The sequence below is a fragment of the Clostridium sp. Marseille-QA1073 genome (genome assembly GCF_054863625.1).
Window position 1 is genome coordinate 147064 of the sequence record NZ_JBSVQM010000005.1, and the last position, 21170, is coordinate 168233.

General features: G+C 28.7%; 17 protein-coding genes, 5 tRNA genes and 2 other annotated features. Of the genes, 1 reads left to right on the forward strand and 21 read right to left on the reverse strand.

The features are described from left to right. Nucleotides 1–10: 10 nt before the first annotated feature. From ACY1IQ_RS06350 to ytxC, 10 genes are all read right to left on the reverse strand, one after another. Nucleotides 11–625 carry a cell division protein ZapA gene (locus ACY1IQ_RS06350; RefSeq protein ID WP_461613175.1) on the reverse strand — a complete coding sequence of 205 codons (615 nt, stop codon included), beginning with the start codon at nucleotides 623–625 and terminating at the stop codon, nucleotides 11–13. Between the two features lie 245 nt (nucleotides 626–870). Further along, nucleotides 871–3255, reverse strand: a complete 2385-nt coding sequence (pheT, locus tag ACY1IQ_RS06355; RefSeq protein WP_461613176.1) for a phenylalanine--tRNA ligase subunit beta — start codon at nucleotides 3253–3255, stop codon at nucleotides 871–873. Between the two features lie 24 nt (nucleotides 3256–3279). Next, entirely contained in the window at nucleotides 3280–4296 is a 1017-nt protein-coding gene (gene pheS, locus ACY1IQ_RS06360) for a phenylalanine--tRNA ligase subunit alpha (RefSeq protein WP_461613177.1), read from the reverse strand. A gap of 171 nt (nucleotides 4297–4467) precedes the next feature. Next, nucleotides 4468–4703 (reverse strand) — a binding site (T-box leader). A gap of 55 nt (nucleotides 4704–4758) precedes the next feature. After that, the gene (locus ACY1IQ_RS06365; RefSeq protein WP_461613178.1) at nucleotides 4759–5544 is read right to left on the reverse strand and encodes a TrmH family RNA methyltransferase; all 786 of its coding nucleotides are present in this window, start codon (nucleotides 5542–5544) and stop codon (nucleotides 4759–4761) included. 11 nt (nucleotides 5545–5555) lie between these two features. After that, entirely contained in the window at nucleotides 5556–6215 is a 660-nt protein-coding gene (locus ACY1IQ_RS06370; protein ID WP_461613179.1) for a potassium channel family protein, read from the reverse strand. A gap of 12 nt (nucleotides 6216–6227) precedes the next feature. Continuing rightward, the gene (locus ACY1IQ_RS06375) at nucleotides 6228–7583 is read right to left on the reverse strand and encodes a TrkH family potassium uptake protein (RefSeq protein WP_461613180.1); all 1356 of its coding nucleotides are present in this window, start codon (nucleotides 7581–7583) and stop codon (nucleotides 6228–6230) included. Nucleotides 7584–7746: 163 nt separating this feature from the next. Next, entirely contained in the window at nucleotides 7747–8106 is a 360-nt protein-coding gene (rplT, locus tag ACY1IQ_RS06380) for a 50S ribosomal protein L20 (RefSeq protein WP_039631142.1), read from the reverse strand. Nucleotides 8107–8133: 27 nt separating this feature from the next. Next, complete coding sequence (gene rpmI / locus ACY1IQ_RS06385) at nucleotides 8134–8331, reverse strand: 50S ribosomal protein L35 (RefSeq protein ID WP_291564431.1); 198 nt, start codon at nucleotides 8329–8331, stop codon at nucleotides 8134–8136. Nucleotides 8332–8354: 23 nt separating this feature from the next. Continuing rightward, the gene (gene infC, locus ACY1IQ_RS06390) at nucleotides 8355–8882 is read right to left on the reverse strand and encodes a translation initiation factor IF-3 (RefSeq protein WP_461613181.1); all 528 of its coding nucleotides are present in this window, start codon (nucleotides 8880–8882) and stop codon (nucleotides 8355–8357) included. Nucleotides 8883–8902: 20 nt separating this feature from the next. Further along, nucleotides 8903–9009 (reverse strand) — a sequence feature (ribosomal protein L20 leader region). A gap of 69 nt (nucleotides 9010–9078) precedes the next feature. Next, on the reverse strand, nucleotides 9079–9978 hold the full coding sequence (gene ytxC / locus ACY1IQ_RS06395) for a putative sporulation protein YtxC (RefSeq protein WP_461613182.1): 900 nt from the start codon (nucleotides 9976–9978) through the stop codon (nucleotides 9079–9081). Nucleotides 9979–10159: 181 nt separating this feature from the next. On the opposite strand from ytxC, the gene ACY1IQ_RS06400 reads away from it, so the two are divergent. Then, the gene (locus ACY1IQ_RS06400; RefSeq protein ID WP_461613183.1) at nucleotides 10160–10867 is read left to right on the forward strand and encodes a DUF6873 family GME fold protein; all 708 of its coding nucleotides are present in this window, start codon (nucleotides 10160–10162) and stop codon (nucleotides 10865–10867) included. 246 nt (nucleotides 10868–11113) lie between these two features. On the opposite strand, the gene ACY1IQ_RS06405 is transcribed toward ACY1IQ_RS06400, so the two are convergent. From ACY1IQ_RS06405 to ACY1IQ_RS06455, 11 genes are all read right to left on the reverse strand, one after another. After that, nucleotides 11114–11187, reverse strand: a tRNA-Cys gene (locus ACY1IQ_RS06405). Nucleotides 11188–11191: 4 nt separating this feature from the next. Then, nucleotides 11192–11266, reverse strand: a tRNA-Gly gene (locus ACY1IQ_RS06410). A 7-nt stretch (nucleotides 11267–11273) separates the two neighbouring features. After that, nucleotides 11274–11349 (reverse strand) — tRNA-Phe (locus tag ACY1IQ_RS06415). 28 nt (nucleotides 11350–11377) lie between these two features. Then, nucleotides 11378–11454 (reverse strand) — tRNA-Asp (locus ACY1IQ_RS06420). Between the two features lie 10 nt (nucleotides 11455–11464). Next, nucleotides 11465–11540, reverse strand: a tRNA-Val gene (locus ACY1IQ_RS06425). 406 nt (nucleotides 11541–11946) lie between these two features. Then, a complete protein-coding gene (hslO, locus tag ACY1IQ_RS06430) occupies nucleotides 11947–12822 on the reverse strand; it encodes an Hsp33 family molecular chaperone HslO (protein WP_461613184.1) in 876 nt (291 codons plus the stop codon). 187 nt (nucleotides 12823–13009) lie between these two features. Beyond that, nucleotides 13010–13747 carry a class I SAM-dependent DNA methyltransferase gene (locus ACY1IQ_RS06435; protein WP_461613185.1) on the reverse strand — a complete coding sequence of 246 codons (738 nt, stop codon included), beginning with the start codon at nucleotides 13745–13747 and terminating at the stop codon, nucleotides 13010–13012. Between the two features lie 161 nt (nucleotides 13748–13908). Continuing rightward, nucleotides 13909–14151 carry a small, acid-soluble spore protein, alpha/beta type gene (locus ACY1IQ_RS06440; protein WP_291568991.1) on the reverse strand — a complete coding sequence of 81 codons (243 nt, stop codon included), beginning with the start codon at nucleotides 14149–14151 and terminating at the stop codon, nucleotides 13909–13911. Nucleotides 14152–14520: 369 nt separating this feature from the next. Further along, nucleotides 14521–16224: a peptide ABC transporter substrate-binding protein gene (locus ACY1IQ_RS06445; RefSeq protein WP_461613186.1), complete on the reverse strand. Its 1704-nt coding sequence runs from the start codon at nucleotides 16222–16224 to the stop codon at nucleotides 14521–14523. 861 nt (nucleotides 16225–17085) lie between these two features. Beyond that, nucleotides 17086–18783: a peptide ABC transporter substrate-binding protein gene (locus ACY1IQ_RS06450; RefSeq protein ID WP_461613187.1), complete on the reverse strand. Its 1698-nt coding sequence runs from the start codon at nucleotides 18781–18783 to the stop codon at nucleotides 17086–17088. A gap of 543 nt (nucleotides 18784–19326) precedes the next feature. After that, a complete protein-coding gene (locus ACY1IQ_RS06455; RefSeq protein ID WP_461613188.1) occupies nucleotides 19327–21027 on the reverse strand; it encodes a peptide ABC transporter substrate-binding protein in 1701 nt (566 codons plus the stop codon). Between the last annotated feature and the right edge of the window lie 143 nt (nucleotides 21028–21170).

Below are 21170 nucleotides of genomic sequence, written 5' to 3' on the forward strand. Positions count from 1 at the left end.
TTATAAAAAGCTATTCTTTAATTTTTAATAATGGGTTGTTTTTTAATTTTTCTCTTATTAATTCTTCATTTTTATTATCTAATTGTTTAGCTAATTCTTTAATATTTCTAGTTTTATCACAAATATCCGATCTTAGTTCTCTATTTCTAGCTGCTAACTTTTTATTTAACATAGTAAGCTTTTCGTTTTCACTTTTTATTTCTTTTGAAACCTCTGTCATAACCTCCATCTCAGAATCAATTTTTTCCATTTCTTCTTTTAATCTAAGATCTTGGTTATCAGACAAATTTTCAACTTGCTCTTGAAGCTCCTTGTTAATACTCTCTAAAGATTCAACCTGTTTTTTCATTTGCTCTAATTCTGAAATTAAAATCTTATTGTCATTGGTCGCTTTTGTGTAGTTTTCAGATAACCTTTCGTAGCTTTCTTTATTCTTTAAAAGTTCATCTCCCATATTTAAAGCAGCTAATATAGTGGCATCCCCTGGGCCTAACTTAGAATTGTTCTCCATTAAGGTGCGAATACGTTTGTCCACAAATTTGGCTACCATATGTAAATATTCATCATTTTCTTCACCTTTTAAATTATATTCCATACCATTTATTTTAACTGTTATAATGTTCACTAAAACACCCTCTTAAAGATTATAGTTGTTCTTATTTTAACATAAAACCCTTATGAAATAAACCAAAATAATAAAATACTGCTATAATTTCAACTGTTTCCTTGATTATTCTCTAGTTTAACCTGCTTTTCTCAAATTCAATAAATATTAACCTTTAACATTTATGTAAAAGTTCATAATTGTTTTTTTACATAAATAAAGAAAAGTGAGTAAATCACTTTTCTTAAAAATCATCTATCCATTGATTAAATTTGTCTTAATTCTGCACCTAACTTATGCTCTAATGCTCTTAAAATTTTATCATGGACCTTATTAACTTCGTTATCAGTTAAAGTTTTTTCTTTATTTCTATATACTATTGAATAAGCAATACTCTTCTTACCCTCTGGTATTTGCTTACCTTTATATACATCAAATAATTTAATACTTTCTAGTATGTTTCCACCTTGTTTTTTAATAGTATCCTCTATCTCTTGAACTAATATTTCATCTTCAACTAAAAGTGCTATATCCCTAGTTACTGCTGGGAATTTTGGTAACGGAATATACTTCTTATCAACTTTAGCATGTTTTAATAATAAATCTAAATTTAATTTAGATATATAGCATCTTACATCCATATCATAGTTGCTTGCTACATCAGGGTGAATTTCACCTACAACACCTATATATTCTTTTCCTATGTATAGTGCAGCAGTTTTTCCTGGATGAAAGCTTGGATTCTCTGATTCTCTCTTAAAGCTTACACTTCCAATTCCTAGTTCTTCAACTACATTCTCAACTACTCCCTTAATATCTAAATAGTCCATATTTCCATACATTGAAATTGTAACTATATTTCTTTCTTCTGGAAGCTTATTTTCATCTTCATTAGGAATATATACCTTTCCTATTTCAAACAATCTTGCCTCTTCATTACTTTTACTGTAATTTCTTGATAATGCTTCCATAGCAGATGCTAATGTAGTAGTTCTCATTATACTAAAATCTTCACCTAAAGGATTTTTAATTGAAATAGATTTTCTTAAGTTACTATCTTCAGAAATCAATAATTTGTCAAAAATTTTGGGGCTTACAAAAGAATAGCTTATAGATTGATTTAATCCACTATTTATTAATGAATCTACAACCTTTTCTTCAAGTTTTTGTTTTTCACTTTTCCCGCTTTTTGTAGCTTCACATAATGCTATTGTGGAAGGTACATTATTATATCCATAAATTCTTACTATTTCTTCTGCAATATCTTCTTTAATATTAATATCACTTCTAAAAGTAGGAGATTTTACAACTAATATATCTTCCTTAATTTCTGTAGCTAATTCTAGACTATCTAAATACTTCTTCATCTCTTCTTTAGATATATCAATACCTAAAAATTTATTAATCCAATTTGAATCTACTTCTAAGTAATGTGGAGTTTTAGGCTCTGGATAAACATCTATTACTTCTTCCATTACTTCTCCTGCATTTAATTCATTTACTAGTGAAGCAACCCTAGCTACTGCTATTTCACATAAATTAGGATCAAGATTTTTTTCAAATTTGGTTGAAGCTTCTGTTCTTAAATTTAGTTTCTTCGATGATTTTCTTACATTAACACCATCAAAGTTTGCACATTCTAAAATAACCATCTCAGTGTCTTCTTTTATCTCTGAGTTTAATCCTCCCATTATTCCTGCAAGTCCAACAGTTCTTTCTCCATCTTTAATACATAGTATATCACTATCTAAAGTTCTTTCTATTTCATCTAAAGTAGTGAATTTTTCGCCATCTTTAGCTCTTTCAACTACAATAGTTTTACTTGTTATTTCTCTTGCATCATAAGCATGCAATGGTTGCCCAAGCTCTAGCATAACAAAATTTGTTATATCAACAATATTATTTATTGGTCTAACTCCTGCTTCCAATAGTCTTTCTTGCATCCATTGTGGTGATGGCTCTATCTTTACATTTTTAATTCTCTTTAGCATAAACCTTCTGCAAAGTTCATCTTTTATTTCTACATTATAATCATCTTTCACATTTTCACTGCAAGTAGAAGTATATTCTAAATTAGGCATTTTGTAAGTAGTTCCTAATGTTGCTGCTGTTTCTCTTGCTATTCCTATAACACTTAAACAATCTGCCCTATTTGATGTAATTTCAAATTCTATTACTGCACTTCCTATATTGACTATTTCTTTTATATCTACGCCTATTTGAGTATCTTGTGGTAGTATCATAAGACCGTGAACTGGTTTGTCTCCTGCTATTCCAAGTTCTTCTTCTGAACAGAACATACCATTAGATACAACACCTCTTAATTTACCCTTTTTAATTTTAAGTCCGCCATGTAACGTTGAGCCATGTAATGCTACAGGAACTATGTCTTGTTCTTTCATATTTGTAGCTGCAGTTACTATTTGAATTGGTTCTTCAGCATTTATATCAACTTGACAAATCACAAGTTTTTCTGCATCTGGATGTCTATCTATTTTTATTATTTTTCCTGTGACTACATTTGAAATCTCTTCTCCTGAAACAACTACTTCTTCTACCTTAGAGCCAGATAGTGTTAGTCTATCTGCCAACTCCTTAGGGGAAATATTTATATCAACATAATCTTTAAGCCATTTAACTGGAACTTTCATTGGTAATCCTCCTTTAACATTGTATTAAAATTGATTTAAAAATCTCATATCACTTTCGTATAATAGTCTGATATCATCAATTCCATATTTCTGCATAACCATTCTATCAAGACCAAATCCAAAAGCAAATCCACTATAGACTTCTGGATTAATTCCACAATTTCTTAAAACCTGTGGATGCACCATACCGCATCCTAATATTTCTATCCATCCACTTCCTTTACAAACTCTGCATCCTTCACCATTACAAACAAAACAAGTAGCATCCATCTCTGCTGAAGGTTCAGTAAATGGGAAATGGTGTGGTCTAAACTTAGTTTTAACATCTCCAAACATCTTCTTAGTAAATAATTCTAAAGTTCCTTTTAAATCTGCAAAAGTTACTCCTTTATCTATAACCAATCCTTCTATTTGATAAAATATTGGTGAATGAGTAGCATCAGCTGCATCTGAACGGTAAACCTTTCCTGGTGCTATCATTTTTATTGGTGGTTTTTGATTCTCCATTGTTCTAATTTGTATTGGAGAAGTTTGAGTTCTTAAAACTAAATTATCATTTATATAAAAAGTATCCTGTTCTCCTCTAGCTGGATGATCTTTAGGTATATTTAATGCTTCAAAGTTATAATAATCCTTTTCTACCTCTGGTCCTTCTTCTATAGAAAATCCCATTGATAAAAATATTTCATTAATTTTTTCTAAAGTTAAATCAAGAGGATGTCTATTACCTATGATTTGCTTTTTGCCTGGCATAGAAATATCAATTATTTCGCTTTGTAGTCTTTTTTCTTTTTCTTTATTTTTGATTTCTTCAGTTGCCTTAGCTATAGCATTTTCTAATGTTTCTCTTACTTCATTAGCAACCTTACCTACAAGTGGTCTTTCCTCTGGTGATAAACCTCCCATTCCTCTTAATATTTGAGTAAGTTCTCCTTTTTTTCCTAAATATTTTACTCTAATGTTTTCAAGTTGAACCTTCTCAGTAGCAGTCTTCAATTCATTTAAAGCAGAAAGCTTAATATCTTCTAATTTTTCTCTCATTTTAAAATCTCCTTTCATATTTTTCTTATAATTAATAATTATTACCTTTTATTAATTCTCAAATAACAATGATTAATTAAAATTCCTAGACAATATTACTTTTATTGAATAATGTATATCTTTAATATAAATTACTCTAATATATATTTAAAAATAAAAAACCGTCCCTAAAAAAGGGACGGAATATCCGCGGTACCACCCTAATTGGACTATAAAATAGACCCTCTTAGTAAATTTATCGATTTTAATCGCTAATCATTACTTATAGTGTTTTAATCAAAACCTATTTTCACAATTAGAACTCAAGAGTGAACTTCAGTATAAATTTATCATATAAAGGCTTTCAATCTATGACCTTTACTCCCTGTATGTAACCTTATACCTACTCTCTCCTTCACAGTTTAAAATATTTAATTTTTAATTTAAAACCTATTATACCTATGTTTGTATAAAATTTCAATACTATTTAATAACATTCTTTTGTCTTACAGCCTCATACATCATAATAGATGCAGCAACTGATGCATTTAATGACTCTGCACCACCAGGCATAGGAATTTTAACTTTTTCATCAGAAAGCTCATATATTTCTTTACTAATTCCACTACCTTCATTTCCAACAGAGATAATGCATTTACCGCTTAAATCTATATCATAAAAGTTATTATTTGTATCAAGAGAACTTGTAATAAGCTTATAACCTTTATATTTTAACTCTTTAACAAGAGTTAAATCCTTATCTTCTATAATAGGAATATTAAATATAGATCCCATAGTTGAGCGCAGAGTTTTTTCATTATATACATCCACTGTACCTTTAGTTAATATAATTCCTAGTCCATTTGCTGCATGAGCAGTTCTTATAATTGTACCTAAATTTCCTGGATCTTGCACCTTATCTACTAATACATAAAATCCATCACAGTATTTTAAATTAAGAACTTTATTCTCTACTACTGCAATTACTCCTTGCGGTGTTTCAGTGCTAGTTAGAGTTTTAAAAACTATATCACTTACAGTATAAATCTCAGCATTACATTGATGTATACTTATATATTTCTCACAGTATTCTTTATCTGCATTTTCATTTATAAAAATATATTTTACATTAAAGGATGACTTTAATGCTTCCTCAATAAATCTAAAGCCTTCAACTAAAAAAGCCTTATTTTCAAATCTATGCTTTTTTTCTTTTAATTTCTTTATTTGCTTTATTAGTGAATTCTCTTTACTACTAATATATTGCAAATTATCTTCTCCTATCTTACTAACTTTTCTATATTATTTAGCTCTTGATTACCACCAATAGCTACAATTATATCATTAGCCTGAATAATCTCATCAGCAGAAGGAGAAACATCTATTTCATTATTTCTCTTTATCGCCATAACATTTATTCCATATTCTGCTCTTAAATTAAGATCTTTTAAGCTCTTTTCATGCCATTCCTGTGGACTTACAATCTCAGCAATGCTAAAGTCTGGTGATAATTCAATATAGTCTAATATATTTGAAGAGCATAAATTGTGTGCAACTCTTACTCCCATATCTCTTTCTGGAAATATAACTCTATTTGCTCCAATTTTATATAATACTTTAGCATGAAGTGCATTATTAGCTTTTGTAATGATATGCTTAACGCCTAATTCTTTAACAAGTAGTGTAGATAATATACTGGCTTGAATATCTGAACCTATACTTATAATGGCAACATCAAAATTTCCGACTCCTAATGCTCTTAAGCTTTGCTCGTCATTTGCATCAACTTGAACTGCATGAGTTACCTTCTCTGATATATTTTGTATAACTTCCTCATCAACATCAACTGCCAATACATCATTTCCTAATGAGTATAATGTTTCTGCTACAGATGTTCCAAATCTCCCTAATCCAATTACAATAAATTGCTTTTTAATCATAATTTCCACCTTCTACCCAACTAATATTTTATCTTCTGGATACTTTATAGCTAAAGCTTTCTTACGTCTATTAATTGAAATTGCTAAAACTAACGTTAATGGTCCTAATCTACCAGCATACATAGTTAAGGCTACAATTATTTTTCCTATAGCGCTTAACTTTTGAGTTAATCCTAATGTGGATCCAACTGTTCCAAAAGCTGAAGTTGCTTCAAATATATAATATTCAAAAGGCATGCCAGTTTGATGCTCTGTAATAGAAAGAAGTACTGTTACTATTATAACTAAACCTAAGGCTATAATCATAATAGAAAATGCCTTATAAACCATATCCTTACTTACTTTCTTTTTAAATATCTCTGTATCTTCTCGTCCTTTAATAACTGATTTAACTGTCATATATAATATACCAGCAGTTGTTGTTTTTAATCCACCTGCTGTTGATCCTGGTGACCCTCCAATAAACATCAATATAATACTTAAAAAAATTGATGGTATAGTCATATCTGGTAAGGATATAGAGTTAAATCCTGCCGTTCTAGGACTAACTGATGCAAAAATTGATGCTAATATTCTATCCTTAAAGCTCATTCTTCCCATTGTAGCTTCATTTGAAAATTCAAATAAGAAAAATAAAATTGCACCACCTATTATTAATGCAATAGTCATAGATATTACTAATTTTGAATGAAGAGATAACTTTTTAATATTTTTGTAATTATATATCTCATTCCAAACATAAAATCCTAATCCACCTGTAACTATAAGAGCAGATATAGTAGAAATTATAACTATATTTCCATTATAATTAATTAAACTATTAAAATTACCCATCAAATCAAAACCTGCATTACAAAAGGCTGAAACAGAATGGAATATACTATAGAAAATTCCTTTTGATAATCCAAACTCAGGAATAAATTGAGTGCTCAATAAAAGTGCTCCTAATCCTTCTATAGAAAAAGTAAATATTAATATGTATTTTGCTAATTTAACTATACCTTGAAGAGATGTCGAATTCATAGCTTCTTGCATTACTAATCTCTCTTTTAGGGTAATTCTTTTACCTATAATTAATGATAACATAGTAGCAAAAGACATAAATCCTAAGCCTCCAATTTGAATAAGCATCATAATTACTGTTTTACCAAAATAGCTCCAATGTGTCCCTGTATCTACTGTTATAAGTCCTGTTACGCACACTGCTGAAGTGGACGTAAATATACAGTCTAAAAAAGGTGTAGATACTCTAGCATTTGTTGATATAGGCAGTGCTAATAGCATTGCGCCTAAAAATATAATAACTGCATATCCAATGGCTAATACCTGCATAGGAGTAAATTCTCTCTTTTTTAAAACATCTTTCATTTTTAATTCCACTAAAAAACACCTCAATTCTCTCTGTATTTAAACTATAGTTATTTTCATTATATACTTTTTTAGTATATTATAGTATTTCCATATTAATATTTAAAATTAGTGTATAATACAAAAATGTAGCCTATGGCTACATTTTAAAGTCAATATTTAATTAAGCTTCTAGTTGTTTTTTAGCAACTTCAACTAATTCTGCAAAAGCTTTTGGATCATTAATAGCTATTTCAGAAAGCATTTTTCTGTTGATGTCTACTCCTGCAAGTTTCATTCCATTCATGAATCTTGAGTAAGAAAGTCCATTCATTCTTGTAGCCGCATTTATTCTTGCGATCCAAAGTTTTCTAAAATCTCTTTTCTTTAATTTTCTTCCTACATATGCATTTCTTAATGCTCTTATAACTGACTCATTTGCAGTTTTAAATAACTTGCTTTTTCCACCATAGTATCCTTTTGCAAGTTTTAATACTTTTTTATGTTTTTTACGAGCGTTAACAGCTCTCTTTACTCTTGCCATTTAAAATACCTCCTAGTTCACCTTCGATTATAAGTATGGTAATAATTTCTTCATTGCTTTTTCTTGTGAAGTTGAAACATATCCAGTTTTTCTAAGATTTCTCTTAGTTTTTGCGCTTTTCTTAGTTAATATATGGCTTCTGAAAGCTTTCGCTCTTTTTAACTTACCTGTTCCTGTCTTCTTGAATCTTTTTGCTGCACCTCTATGAGTTTTCATTTTTGGCATAATAAAATTCCTCCTCTCAGTGTTTATGCTCTTTTAGGAGCTAATATTAATATCATATTTCTGCCCTCTTGCTTAGCAGGCTTCTCAATTACATATACATCTCCAAGCTTCTCTACAAAAGAGTTCAATATTTCATGTCCTACATGTGAGTTTTGAACTTCTCTTCCTCTAAATCTCACAGTAACTTTAACTTTGTCTTCATCTAGTAAGAATTTTCTAGCATGATTTGCTTTGATTTCAATATCATGGTCTTCAATAGTAGCATTCATTCTAACTTCTTTTATGTTTATGACTTTTTGCTTTTTCTTAGCTTCTTTATCCTTTTTCTGTTGCTCATAAACATACTTCCCAAAGTCCATAATCTTGCATACTGGTGGATTTGCATTTGGAGAAATAACTACTAAATCAAGTTCCTTCTCTTCTGCAATTTTTAAGGCTTCCTTAGTTGGTAGAACCCCTAATTGCTCACCATCAGCACTAATAACTCTTACTTCTTTTTCTCTTATGTCTTCATTAATTATGAAATCTTTATTTTTACTAATAGTTTTCACCTCCTAGGTGTTATAAAAATATATAAATAAAAGGGCGACAAATGCCGCCCTACTGTAATATACAAATTTCAGTTTAACCTTACTAGCTTAGCTGTAAGGTGAGAAACGGCTGTTTCTTCTTTAAATAATAATATTATTCATTTATTCAACAAGTAGTATTATAATATATGTTTTTCTGGTTGTCAACAATTTTAAACTACATCTTTATATTATTTTTAAGTTGCGTACATTTTGGACAGTCATTACAAAATTCTACTCTTTCAACAAATACATTTTTAATAGTTTCTATCAATTCTTTATTTCTGGAATTTTCCACACAATGTATAACTATTTTTTTAGGAGCAGAAGTAATTAAACCACTTATTATTAAATCTTCCGAACTTACTTTTGAACTTATTCTGCTATCATAAAGTTCATTTATTAAGTTATTTAAGATATCATTTCCAAGTTCATCTTTTACTAAATAATCTCCATTTTTATCTATCATAATATTAACTTTGTCTATCTTACTTTCCTGAACATCAACAAAATACCTTAATAGCTTAATAAATTCATTATATTCTTTTTCTATCATAAACTTTTCAACTATCTTATCTATTATGCTTTCTAAATCATGTGCTATTTCCTTCATTCTAAAAGTTAAAAAGCCTTTAATGTTTATCTCATCATTCTCTTCTAGATAAAGAACAATTTTATCTATGATTTCATTCTTTCTATTCATATAATATATCATATTGTCATCTATTATATTGCTTTCATTTTCAAATACATCAATTATGATATTTTTTACTTCTTTTATGTCCTCACCCCTCAAAAAGTAAAAATTATCCGATAAGTATTTTGAAATGTTTTTCTTGCAAAATTCTTTTATAACAACTTTAAAAAGTACAGTACCTATATATAAGTTAAACATTCTATGAAACTTTTCATCAAAATTCTCATCATCACAATAAACTTTAACAATATGAAGATTGTTTTCTAAGCTTTCTGAAATACCTACCGTTACATTCTTTAATTTAAAATAATTTCTGGCATTTCTTATCTCATCTATTATATACTCTTTGCTGTCATCTTGTATTAATGTTAATAATAACATATAGCTCACTCCTTTATAACATGGCTTAATTACCACAACTCAAAAGCTATAACTTGTAAACTGATTTCTAAAATGCTAATATAATTTTAAAAATTATATGTCTATCTTATTATGCGTTTTCTCACAATGGATATGCATTAATAATTTAAACATTTATCGACATTTGAATTGAGGTGATAAAATGAAACTTGCTATAGTAGACTTTAGAATTTCTAATAGTGAAATAAAAGCCTTACAGACTTTAGGTTGTAAAGTTTTAAAATGTCCTCCTAGTGATAAACTATATGATGCTGTATGTGGTCATCCAGATATGCTAATTCATACTATTTCAAAAAGTACGTTAATGACACACCTTAGCATGGACAAAACTTTCATCAATTTATTACAAAATGATTTTAATTTTGATGTTATATTTTCTAAAAATGAACTAAAGGAAAAATACCCCTATGATATTACTTTAAATGCAGTAAATCTAAAGGATTATTTTATACATAATATTAAATATACTGATGAATTTTTATTGAAATATATGACAGATAAAACTCTTATCAATGTCAAACAAGGGTATACTAAATGCTCTACTGTAATAGTTAATGATAATGCAATTATTACTAGTGATAAGTCAATTGTAAAAGCTTTAAAAGAAACAACTATAAATATATTATTACTTCCTCCTGGGGATATTGAGCTGCCTGGACTGAATTATGGTTTTATAGGTGGTAGCTGCGGTCTATTGGATGAGAACCACTTGGTTTTTTATGGAAACTTAGAAAGTTATAAATATGGTAATGAAGTACTAACATTTTTGGATAAATATAATATAACTCCTATTTACCTTAGTGATAATAATTTAATTGATAGGGGTAGTATTTTCTTTTTAGATGTTTAAATTCATATATGTGAAATTCTTTTAAAAAAACTTTACATATAAATATAAAATGGAATATTAGTAGTATATAAAGTTAATAGAAATTATGTATATATTTCCTAAACTTATTGGATTAATATTTACTATTTAAAAGTATTTATTTTATATATAATTAAAAATATAGATAAAATACACTCTTAATACTAAGGATAATCAATTTATTTCTATATCAAATAAAAAAAGCATTGCTATTTAGCAATGCTTTTTTGGAGGCGCCACCCAGATTTGAACTGGGGATAAAGGCTTTGCAGGCCTCTGCCTTACCACTTGGCTATAGCGCCATATTGGAGCGGAAGACGGGATTCGAACCCGCGACGTTCACCTTGGCAAGGTGACGCTCTACCACTGAGCCACTCCCGCGTTTATTTGGTGGCTCGAGCAGGAATCGAACCAGCGACACGAGGATTTTCAGTCCTCTGCTCTACCGACTGAGCTATCGAGCCAAAAATAACTGTCATATTAAAATTTAAATGGCGACCCAGAAGGGACTCGAACCCTCGACCTCCGGCGTGACAGGCCGGCACTCTAACCAACTGAGCCACTGGGCCATATATTATTTGGTGGTCGCAACAGGGATCGAACCTGTGACCCTCTGCTTGTAAGGCAGATGCTCTCCCAGCTGAGCTATGCGACCACTTTTTCTCAGCAACCTGCCGAATACATTTATATTTTATAAAAAATAAGCATTAATGTCAATAGATTATTTTGCTATTTAAAGAAATTATTTTTATATTACTCTATTTTTTGAAATATATCTTTTATTTTCTTATATTTAATAACCTATAACTTCTTTGTTAATTAAAAATGAAAAATTTATAAAAACTTACTTAATATAATTAAAGATTATCTATTTACAAATCATAATTATTCACTTTTTTAAGAGAAGTCTTTAATTGATTTCTTTTTTAAAATTGTACATTAGATTATTATAAAAAAACTAGCAATTATATTGCTAGTAAAAAATTTATTAAAGAAATTAATCTTCAAAGAATTAATTTCTTTAAATTTTTTATTAATACTTTTAATATCATTGCCTCATTTTATAATTCTTTTAATAATTGTCCTATTTGTTCCGTTGTAAAGTCGTAAGCTTTATTACAAAAATGGCACTTTATTTCTTCTGTTTTTCCATCTTCATATAAATTCTGTAATTCTTTTTTACCTATACTAATTAAAACTCTCTCTACTCTCTCTCTTGAGCAATCACATTTAAATTCTATTTTTCCTTCTTCATATATGTTAATATCCATATCTTCAAATATATTTTTTAATATTTCTTCTATGGTCATTCCATCACTTATCATAGTAGTTATTGAAGGAATTTCTTCAAGTCTATAAGTTATTATATCTGCTAAAAACTCAGAAGCTCCTGGCATCATTTGAATTATAAATCCACCAGCTGCTTTTATACTTAAATCTGTATCAACTAATACACCTAATGCCACTGCAGATGGTGTTTGCTCTGAAACTGTAAAATAATAGGCTAAATCATCCCCTATTTCTCCAGTATATATAGGAACTTGACCTACATATGGCTCTTTAAGTCCCATGTCCCTTATAACCTTTAAATAGCCTTCTTTTCCTATAGCACCTCCAACATCTAATTTACCATTTGGCTTTAATGGTAAATCTACATTTGGATTTCCTATATATCCTTTAACACTTCCATCAGCATGAGCAGTTACCACTACACTCTTTGCTTCTCCCTCTCCATCTATTTGAAGAGTTAAACTATCCCCTTTAGCTTTAAGCATAGCTCCCATTAAACCTCCAGCTGTTAACATTCTTCCTAAAGCTGCTGATGCTGTAGGTGTGCAATTATGAGCTTTTATTCCTTCTTGAACCATATTTGTAGTTATTGCTGCTATTATTCTAACATCACCATTATGTGCTGTTGCTCTTACTAACTTATCCATCTTCTTCCTCCTAGTTTAAATCCATATATTTGTATATCTTAAAAAATAACTAGTCAATATACTAGTCTGTTTTTTATTATCCTATCTTATTAAAGCTCACTCATAGCATACTATGATGGAACTCTATTTCCTAATCCAATATAAAATAATACTACTATCTTTAACTAATATTTTATATAACTTAAATTTATTTTCTTAATACATATGTGATTCTTTCAGTTTTTTCACTTACAGGTATATTATCATAACAATCTAATTTTTTCTCTAATTTAAATCCTAAACCTTTAAAAATTCCCTCAATATATTCTTCGCTGTAAGCTCTTTCACAATGTTCTTCATCAAATCGTTTATAGACTTGTCCTTCCCTTACAAAAAAAGTTAAATACATATTTACTATATCATTCTCCAAGTAATTTTCCCATATATATACAACATCTTCACTATCATAGTTAAAAGTGTTATTACCTAATATATTAATAAGTTTATGTTGGGAATTTATATCAAATATAAACACTCCATCTTCTCTCAATAAATTATAGACACCTTCAAAGTATTTTTTTAAATCTTCTTTTTCTGTAATATAGTTAGTAGAATCTAAAGCACAGGTAATTAGATTGAAATTATTTTTTATGCTCAAATTACATATATTTTGGCAAAAAACCTTTGCTCTTATGCCATTATCACGAAGCTTTTCTTCTGCTATTGTAAGCATTTCCTGTGATAAGTCTACAGCGTAAACATTTTGAAAGCTTTTACCTAATTCTACTGTTAAATTTCCTGTGCCACAGGCTAAATCTAAATAGTTTCTTCTTTCTAAGGAGTATTCCTCACATATTTTTAATATTTTTTCACACCAATTTTTATAATCAACATCACCATAAATAAGTTCATCATATATACTGGCAAAATTCTTATAACAGTACATTCTTCTTCTCCTTAAAATTATATAAAATTAATAAACTCTTATAATAAATAACAATAATATATTACAGCTTTTCTAAATATTTGTCCAAAGTTTTATAATTAAATATATAAAATATAAAACAATAACAGCTCAATAAATTTACAATATATACCATTTTTTTATTAATATGCATCTTCGTTTTTAGGAATATTTAGCATCTTCTTTTTCTTAGTCATCAATCCTCCAATTCGCCCTGTTTCCTCTGCGGTAAGACCACTCCACCCCAATTCCTTTACCTTATCTATAAGTCCTAATTCTTCTGCAATTTCATATTTTATCTTTTCTCTCATCTCCTCGTAAGGAGTTAATTCTTTATTACTTTTAAGCTTAGCTTTGATAACCTTTTTTAATGGTGTTTTTCCCATGTTTATACCCCTCCTGCTATAGTTATATTCTCTACCAGGAAAGGTTTTTTATACCTAAATATCGTCTAATAAATTTAATTTTAAAAAATATTTTTTCTAAAAATGATTTTTTATATTTTATTCATTTAACAATGTTATATTTTATTTAATATTGTAAATTTATTTTTATAAATCAGTAAATAAAAGTGTTTGTTTGTAAATATATTAGACTATATATAGACATCCTGGCTCTAAAATCAATGTATATTTCAAAATAATTAGCCTTTTTAGTATTCTAATTAAAGCTATTAAATTCACAATGGTATATTTCATAGTTTACAATTCAGTTATAAATAAAAAATAGGGCAAAACTGCCCTATTTCTTATTTATTATCTACCTTCAATATAAGTATGTTTTAAATCAATTGTTCCAAAAGTTGGAGATGAATAATTCTTAACATATTTGCGAACATAAGTATTTTTAAATCTCCATACACCAGGACTAATTGCTGCATCTTCATAAACTAATATTTTTTCAGCTTCAGCAAAGATTTTAGCTCTTTCTTCTAAATCCTGTGTTTCACTAGCTTTCTTTATTAGTTCATCATATTTAGAATTTTTCCATCCAGTTCTGTTCATACCAGAATTTGATGTCCATAAATCGAAGAAAGTGTTAGGATCATTGTAATCTCCAGTCCATGCCTGAGATGCAATTGCATAGTCTCCTGAATCTGTTCTCGCTTGGAATACTGCCCATTCGCAGTATTCGGGTTGAATATTTATACCTAATACTGATTTAAAGTTCTCTTGCTCGAACTCTGCAAACTCTTTATCTCTAGCACTAGTACCTGATTGGATGAATTGTATAGTATGTTTAGATGGATCTGGGTCTAACCCTTCTTCTTTTAAACCTTCTATAAGTAAAGCTTTAGGATCTGGATTATCCTTCTTTAAATCCTCTAATGGTTCAGATTTAACTTTTTCTCTAAATTCTACTTCACCTATTTGTACTGCTGGAGGACACCAAGCCTTTGCTGGTTCTGATAAACCTCTATATAAAGTATTACTCATACCTTCTCTATCCATAGCTATAGTAAAGGCTTTTCTTATTTTAGCATTTTTAAAATATTTATCATTTTGATTAAAGAACATATAAGTTGCTGAACCATCATATCCTTTTATAACATCGTAGTTTCCAGTCTTATCAAGCTTATCTATCCATTCTTGCTTAGTAACTGCCGTCACATCTAATGAACCGTTATAAAGTTCGTTCATTCTTGAGGCTTCTTCTTTTATAATTTTCATTGTTGCTTTTTCTAATTTTACATTTTCAGCATCCCAATATTCTGGGTTTTTAACTAGTTCAACTTTATTATTATGAACCCATTCTTTTATGATGAATGGTCCATTAAATACCATAGTTTCTGCTTCAGTTCCGTATTTATCACCATGTTTTTCAATTATATCTTGTCTTTGAGGTTCCATTACTTTAAAATGTGTTATATCTAAAAAATAAGGGCATGGCTTTTCTAAAGTAAACTCTAAAGTTTTTTCATTAACAGCTTTAACCGCAACATCTTCTGCTTTAACTGTATCTTTACCTCCATTGTAAGCTTCTGCGTTCTTTATTGGATATAATAGAAATCCATATTGAGAAGCAGTTTTAGGATCTAAAGTTCTCTTTATACCATAAACAAATTGTTCCGCTGTAACTGGTTGGCCATCTGACCACTTCATATCTCTTAGCTTAAAGGTCCAAGTTAAGCCATCCTCTGATGTAGTCCAACTTTCAGCAGCTCCAGGTACAATTACATCTTTTCCATTTTTATCAGTTTCGACTCTTGTAAGTGCTTCCATTACATTGGTTAAAACTTGAGAAGAGTATGAATCTGTACTTTTAGAAGGATCTAATGATTTTGGTTCAGACTGTAATAGTAAATTTAAATATTGATCCTTGTCCATCTTAGCTTCATTTGTGTTTCCATTTTCGCCTTCCGCTGATTTATCTTCTGCCTTCTTTCCACAACCTGCTAATGCTACAGAAGCAGTTAGTGAAATTGTTAATAATGATAATAATAATCTTTTACTCTTCATAGTGTATCCCCCTCTTTTAAATAATAAGTTCTTTTGTATTTTTCTTATTATTACTGTTTATTAATTAATATTTTTCCTAAAACATTAATTAAATTAGAAAAAAATTAATTTATTCTTTATTTGTTTAAACAATTTGTCATAAATTGTTTAAATTTATTGTTATTTGAATGTTTTTGTCTTTTGCCTCTCACTTGAAATAAATAATATACTAAAAATTTTATAAAATCAAGATATTTTTTATGCAAAGTTTTTTTAATAAAAAAATTTAATTTTAATAATTTTTATTAAAATTATTAATAAAGTATTAAAAGTTAACTTTTAATACATATTTAAATCCCTTATTATAGCTTAGTTTGTGTTGTATTATAACTTCTTACATTTTTTATTAATTTTTAAATAAGTTCTTGTAAACTTTTACTTTATTTTATATTTCTAAAGATTTATATTGTTTTTTGAACAAAAACTTATAAATAAAAGATAATTTTATAATTTTATATTTTGCAATAATATGTTAGACTTTTTGCAATTTCGTTTTTACAATTTTTCCTATATTTTTTTAATTCTTATAAAGTATTATGCTTAGAGCATATTCTAAAAAATTAATTATTGTAAATGTTCTCTTCAGTAGTTTCTAAAAAGTTCTAATAAATAAATTATTATATTTTTAAAAATCTTTCTTTTTTCTAGAAATAAACTTCGTATAATATCTATTGTTATTTTAAAATTAATAAAATAATTGATAAGGAATTAGGTAATTAAATTAGCTATGTAAAAATTACTTTAGTTAGTTATTAAAAAAAGACAGCTATTCATGACTAAATTTAATCATAAATAACTGTCTATTTTTTTAATATTTAATTATTATCTTCCATCTGTATAAGTATGTTTAAGATCAACTGTTCCAAAAATTGGTGATGAGTAATTTTTAACATACTTACGTACATAAGTATTTTTATATCTCCAAACTCCTGGAGTAATTGCTGCATCTTCATAAACTAGCATTCTTTCAGCTTCAGTATATAGTTTAACTCTTTCCTCTTCATTTTGAGTTTCATTGGCTTTCTTTATTAATTCATCATATTTTTCATTTTTCCATTCTGTTCTGTTCATACCAGAAGTTGATATCCATAAATCAAAGAAAGTGTTAGGATCATTATAATCTCCAGTCCATGCTTGAGATGCAAGTTCATAATCACCTTCGTTTGTTCTAGCTTGGAATACTGCCCATTCACAATAATCAGGCTCAATATTTATACCAAGCGCTTTCTTATAATTATCTTGTTCAAACTCAGCAAATTCTTTATGAACATTACTAGTACCAGATTGAATAAATTTAATTGTATGTTTAGATGGGTCTGGATCTAATCCTAATTCTTTTAGTCCTTCAATTAACAATGCCTTAGCATCTGGATTTTCTTTTTTCAAATCTTCTACAGGTTGAGATTTAGCCTTTTCTCTAAAGTCCACTCCACCTACTTTTACTTCTGGAGGACACCATGCTGTTGCTGGTTCCGCTAAACCTCTATATAATGTTTTAACCATACCTTCTCTATCCATAGCTAATGCAAAGGCTTTTCTTATTTTAGCATTTTTAAAATATTTGCTATTTTGATTAAATTGTACATAAGTACTTGAACCATCATATCCTCTTCTAACTTCAAAATTGCCTGTTGCATCAAGCTTTTCTATCCATTCCTGTTTAGTAACAGCTCCCATATCTAAGGATCCATTGAAGATTTCATTCATCCTAGAGTTTTCTTCTTTTATAATTTTCATTGTAACTTTTTCTAATTTTACATTTTCAGCATCCCAATATTCTGGATTCTTAACTAGTTCAACTTTATTATTATGCACCCATTCTTTTATCATAAATGGACCAGTAAATACCATTGTATCAGCTTCCGCTCCATATTTATCTCCGTGTTTTTCAATTATATCCTGTCTTTGTGGCTCCATTACTTTAAAATATGTTAAGTTTAAAAAATAAGGACATGGTCTTTCTAATGTAAACTCTAAAGTTTTTTCATCAACAGCCCTAACTCCAACATCTTCTGCTTTAGCTTCTTCTGAATTGTAAGCTACGGCATTTTTTATTGGATACAATAAAAAACCATATTGAGAAGCAGTTTTAGGATCTAATGTTCTTTTTATACCATAAACAAATTGCTCTGCTGTAACTGGTTGTCCATCTGACCATTTCATATCTCTTATTTTAAATGTCCAAGTCATCCCATCTTCAGATGTCTTCCAGCTTTCTGCCGCACCTGGTACAATAGTTTCCTTACCATTTTCATCAGTTTCAATTCTTGTAAGTGCTTCCATTACATTTGTTAAAACTTGAGAAGAATAAGAATCTGTACCTTTAGATGGGTCTAAAGACTTTGGTTCAGCTTGCAATAATAAATTTAAATATTGCTCCTTATCCATTTTAACTCCGCTAGCATTCTCATTTCCACCTTCTGCAGGCTTCTCGTCTGCCTTCTTTCCACATCCTGCTAACACTACAGAAGCAGTTAGTGAAACTGTTAATAATGATACTAATAATCTTTTACTTTTCACAACTAATCCCCCTCTTTTATAAAACATTCTCAAATATTTTTTAAAAATATTAAGAATATTTAATAGTTTACTAAATGTATAACCCATTAAATATTTAGTATTTTAATAGCTTGTTTGATATATATACATTAAACTAAACTTTTTAACAAATCAAGAAGTTTTTTTCTGAATAAAGATTTGATGGCTTATGAATTATTTATTTTTCTGAAAAATTTTTTTATATTTTTTAATGTTTTTTACAAATTTCACCTCATTTAATTGAAATATTTATTCCATATATGGTGTTTTATTCTTTTTATTATAATTATTTTAAAATTTTTTTAAATTTATTTTAAAAATACAAATTCACATTCTTCACATATTTATAATATTTTTAATCTTTTCTTCATATTATATTAATAGTTTATTAATAATTTTAAATAATATTATCTTCTTCATAGTTAAATTAGTAAATTTATTCTTATTATTGTCGTGTAAAATCTACAAAAACAAAAGTGATGCAACTTTTATTGCATCACTCATTTTTTCTATATTTTATACAAATTATTCTCTTCCATCTGTGTAAACATTTTTAAGATCAATTACTCCAAAAGTTGGTGAATTGTAGTTCTTAACAAATTTACGTATATAAGTGTTTTTATATCTCCATACACCTGGAGCAAATACTGCCTCATCATAAATTAACATTTTCTCAGCTTCAGCAAATAATTTAGCCTTCTCTTCTGGGTCAGCAGAACCATTAGCCTCTTTAATTAATTCATCGTATTTTTCACTCTTCCAGTTAACTCTATTTACTCCTGAAGTTGATAACCAAACATCAAAGAATGTACTAGGATCATTATAATCTCCACTCCAACCTTGAGACGCAATCTCATAATCACCTTCATTTGTTCTACTTTGGAATACTGCCCATTCACAATATTCTGGATCAATATTTATTCCTAATACTTCCTTAAAGTTTTGTTGTTCAAATTCAGCAAATTCCTTAGTATTAGAATCTGTACCAGATTGAATGAACTTTATGGTATGCTTAGATGGATCCGGGTCTAATCCTAATTCTTTTAAACCTTCAATTAATAATGCCTTAGGATCAGGATTATCTTTTTTCAGATCCTCTATCGGTAAATAATTAGCTCTTTCTCTATAATCTGTCCCACCTATCTCTACTTTTGGAGGACACCAAGCTAATGCTGGTTCTGCTAAATCTTTATATAAAGCTTTAACCATACCATCTCTATCCATCGCTATTGAAAATGCTTTTCTTATTTTAGCATTTTTAAAGTATTTGCTATCTTGATTAAAGAACATATAAGTAGCTGAGCCATCATAGCCTTTTTTAACATCAAATTTTTCTGTTTTATCAAACTTTTCTATCCATTCTGGCTTACTAACCGCTGCTAAATCTAATGAACCATTATAAAGTTCATTCATTCTTGAATTAGGTTCTTTTATAATTTTCATTGTTGCTTTTTCTAATTTTACATTTTCAGCATCCCAATATTCTGGATTTTTAACTAATTCAACTTTATTATTATGCACCCATTCTTTAATTGTAAATGGACCACAGAATACCATTGTATCCGCCTCTGTACCATACTTATCACCATGTTTCTCAACTATATCCTGTCTTTGAGGTTCCATTACTTTAAAATATGTTAGATCTAAGAAATAAGAACATGGTCTTTCTAAAGTGAACTCTAAAGTTTTTTCATCAACAGCTTTAACTCCAACATCTTCCGCTTTAGCTTTATCTGAATTGTAAGCTACTGCATTCTTTATTGGATATAGTAAAAATGCATATTCAGAAGCAGTTTTAGGATCTAGTGTTCTCTTTATACCATAAACAAATTGCTCTGCTGTAACTGGTTGTCCATCTGACCACTTTGCATCTCTTAAAGTGAAAGTCCAAGTTAAATTATCTTTAGATACTTCCCATTTTTCAGCTATTCCTGGTGTAATAACATCTTTACCTTCCTCATTAGTTTGAATTCTTGTAAGACTTTCCATAACATTGGTTAAAACTTCAGAAGAGTATCTGTCTGAACTTTTTGAAGGATCCAATGATTTTGGCTCAGCTTGTAACAATACATTTAAATATTGTTCCTTGTCCATTTTAACCTCTGAAGTTTCTTTATTATCACCTTCAGCTGGCTTTTCATCTGTTTTCTTTCCGCATCCAGCTAAAGCCATGGAAGCAGTCAGTGAAACAGTTAGTAATGCAACTAATAATCTTTTACTTTTCACAATTAATTCCCCCTTTTTTATTACCCAACAATCTTACTTATTGTGTTCAAACTATCTTTACCCTCACATGGAAATTATTAACCATGAAGGTTATATAAAATTAAATTATATCCTTAATATATATTATTAATATTTCTTTGCTT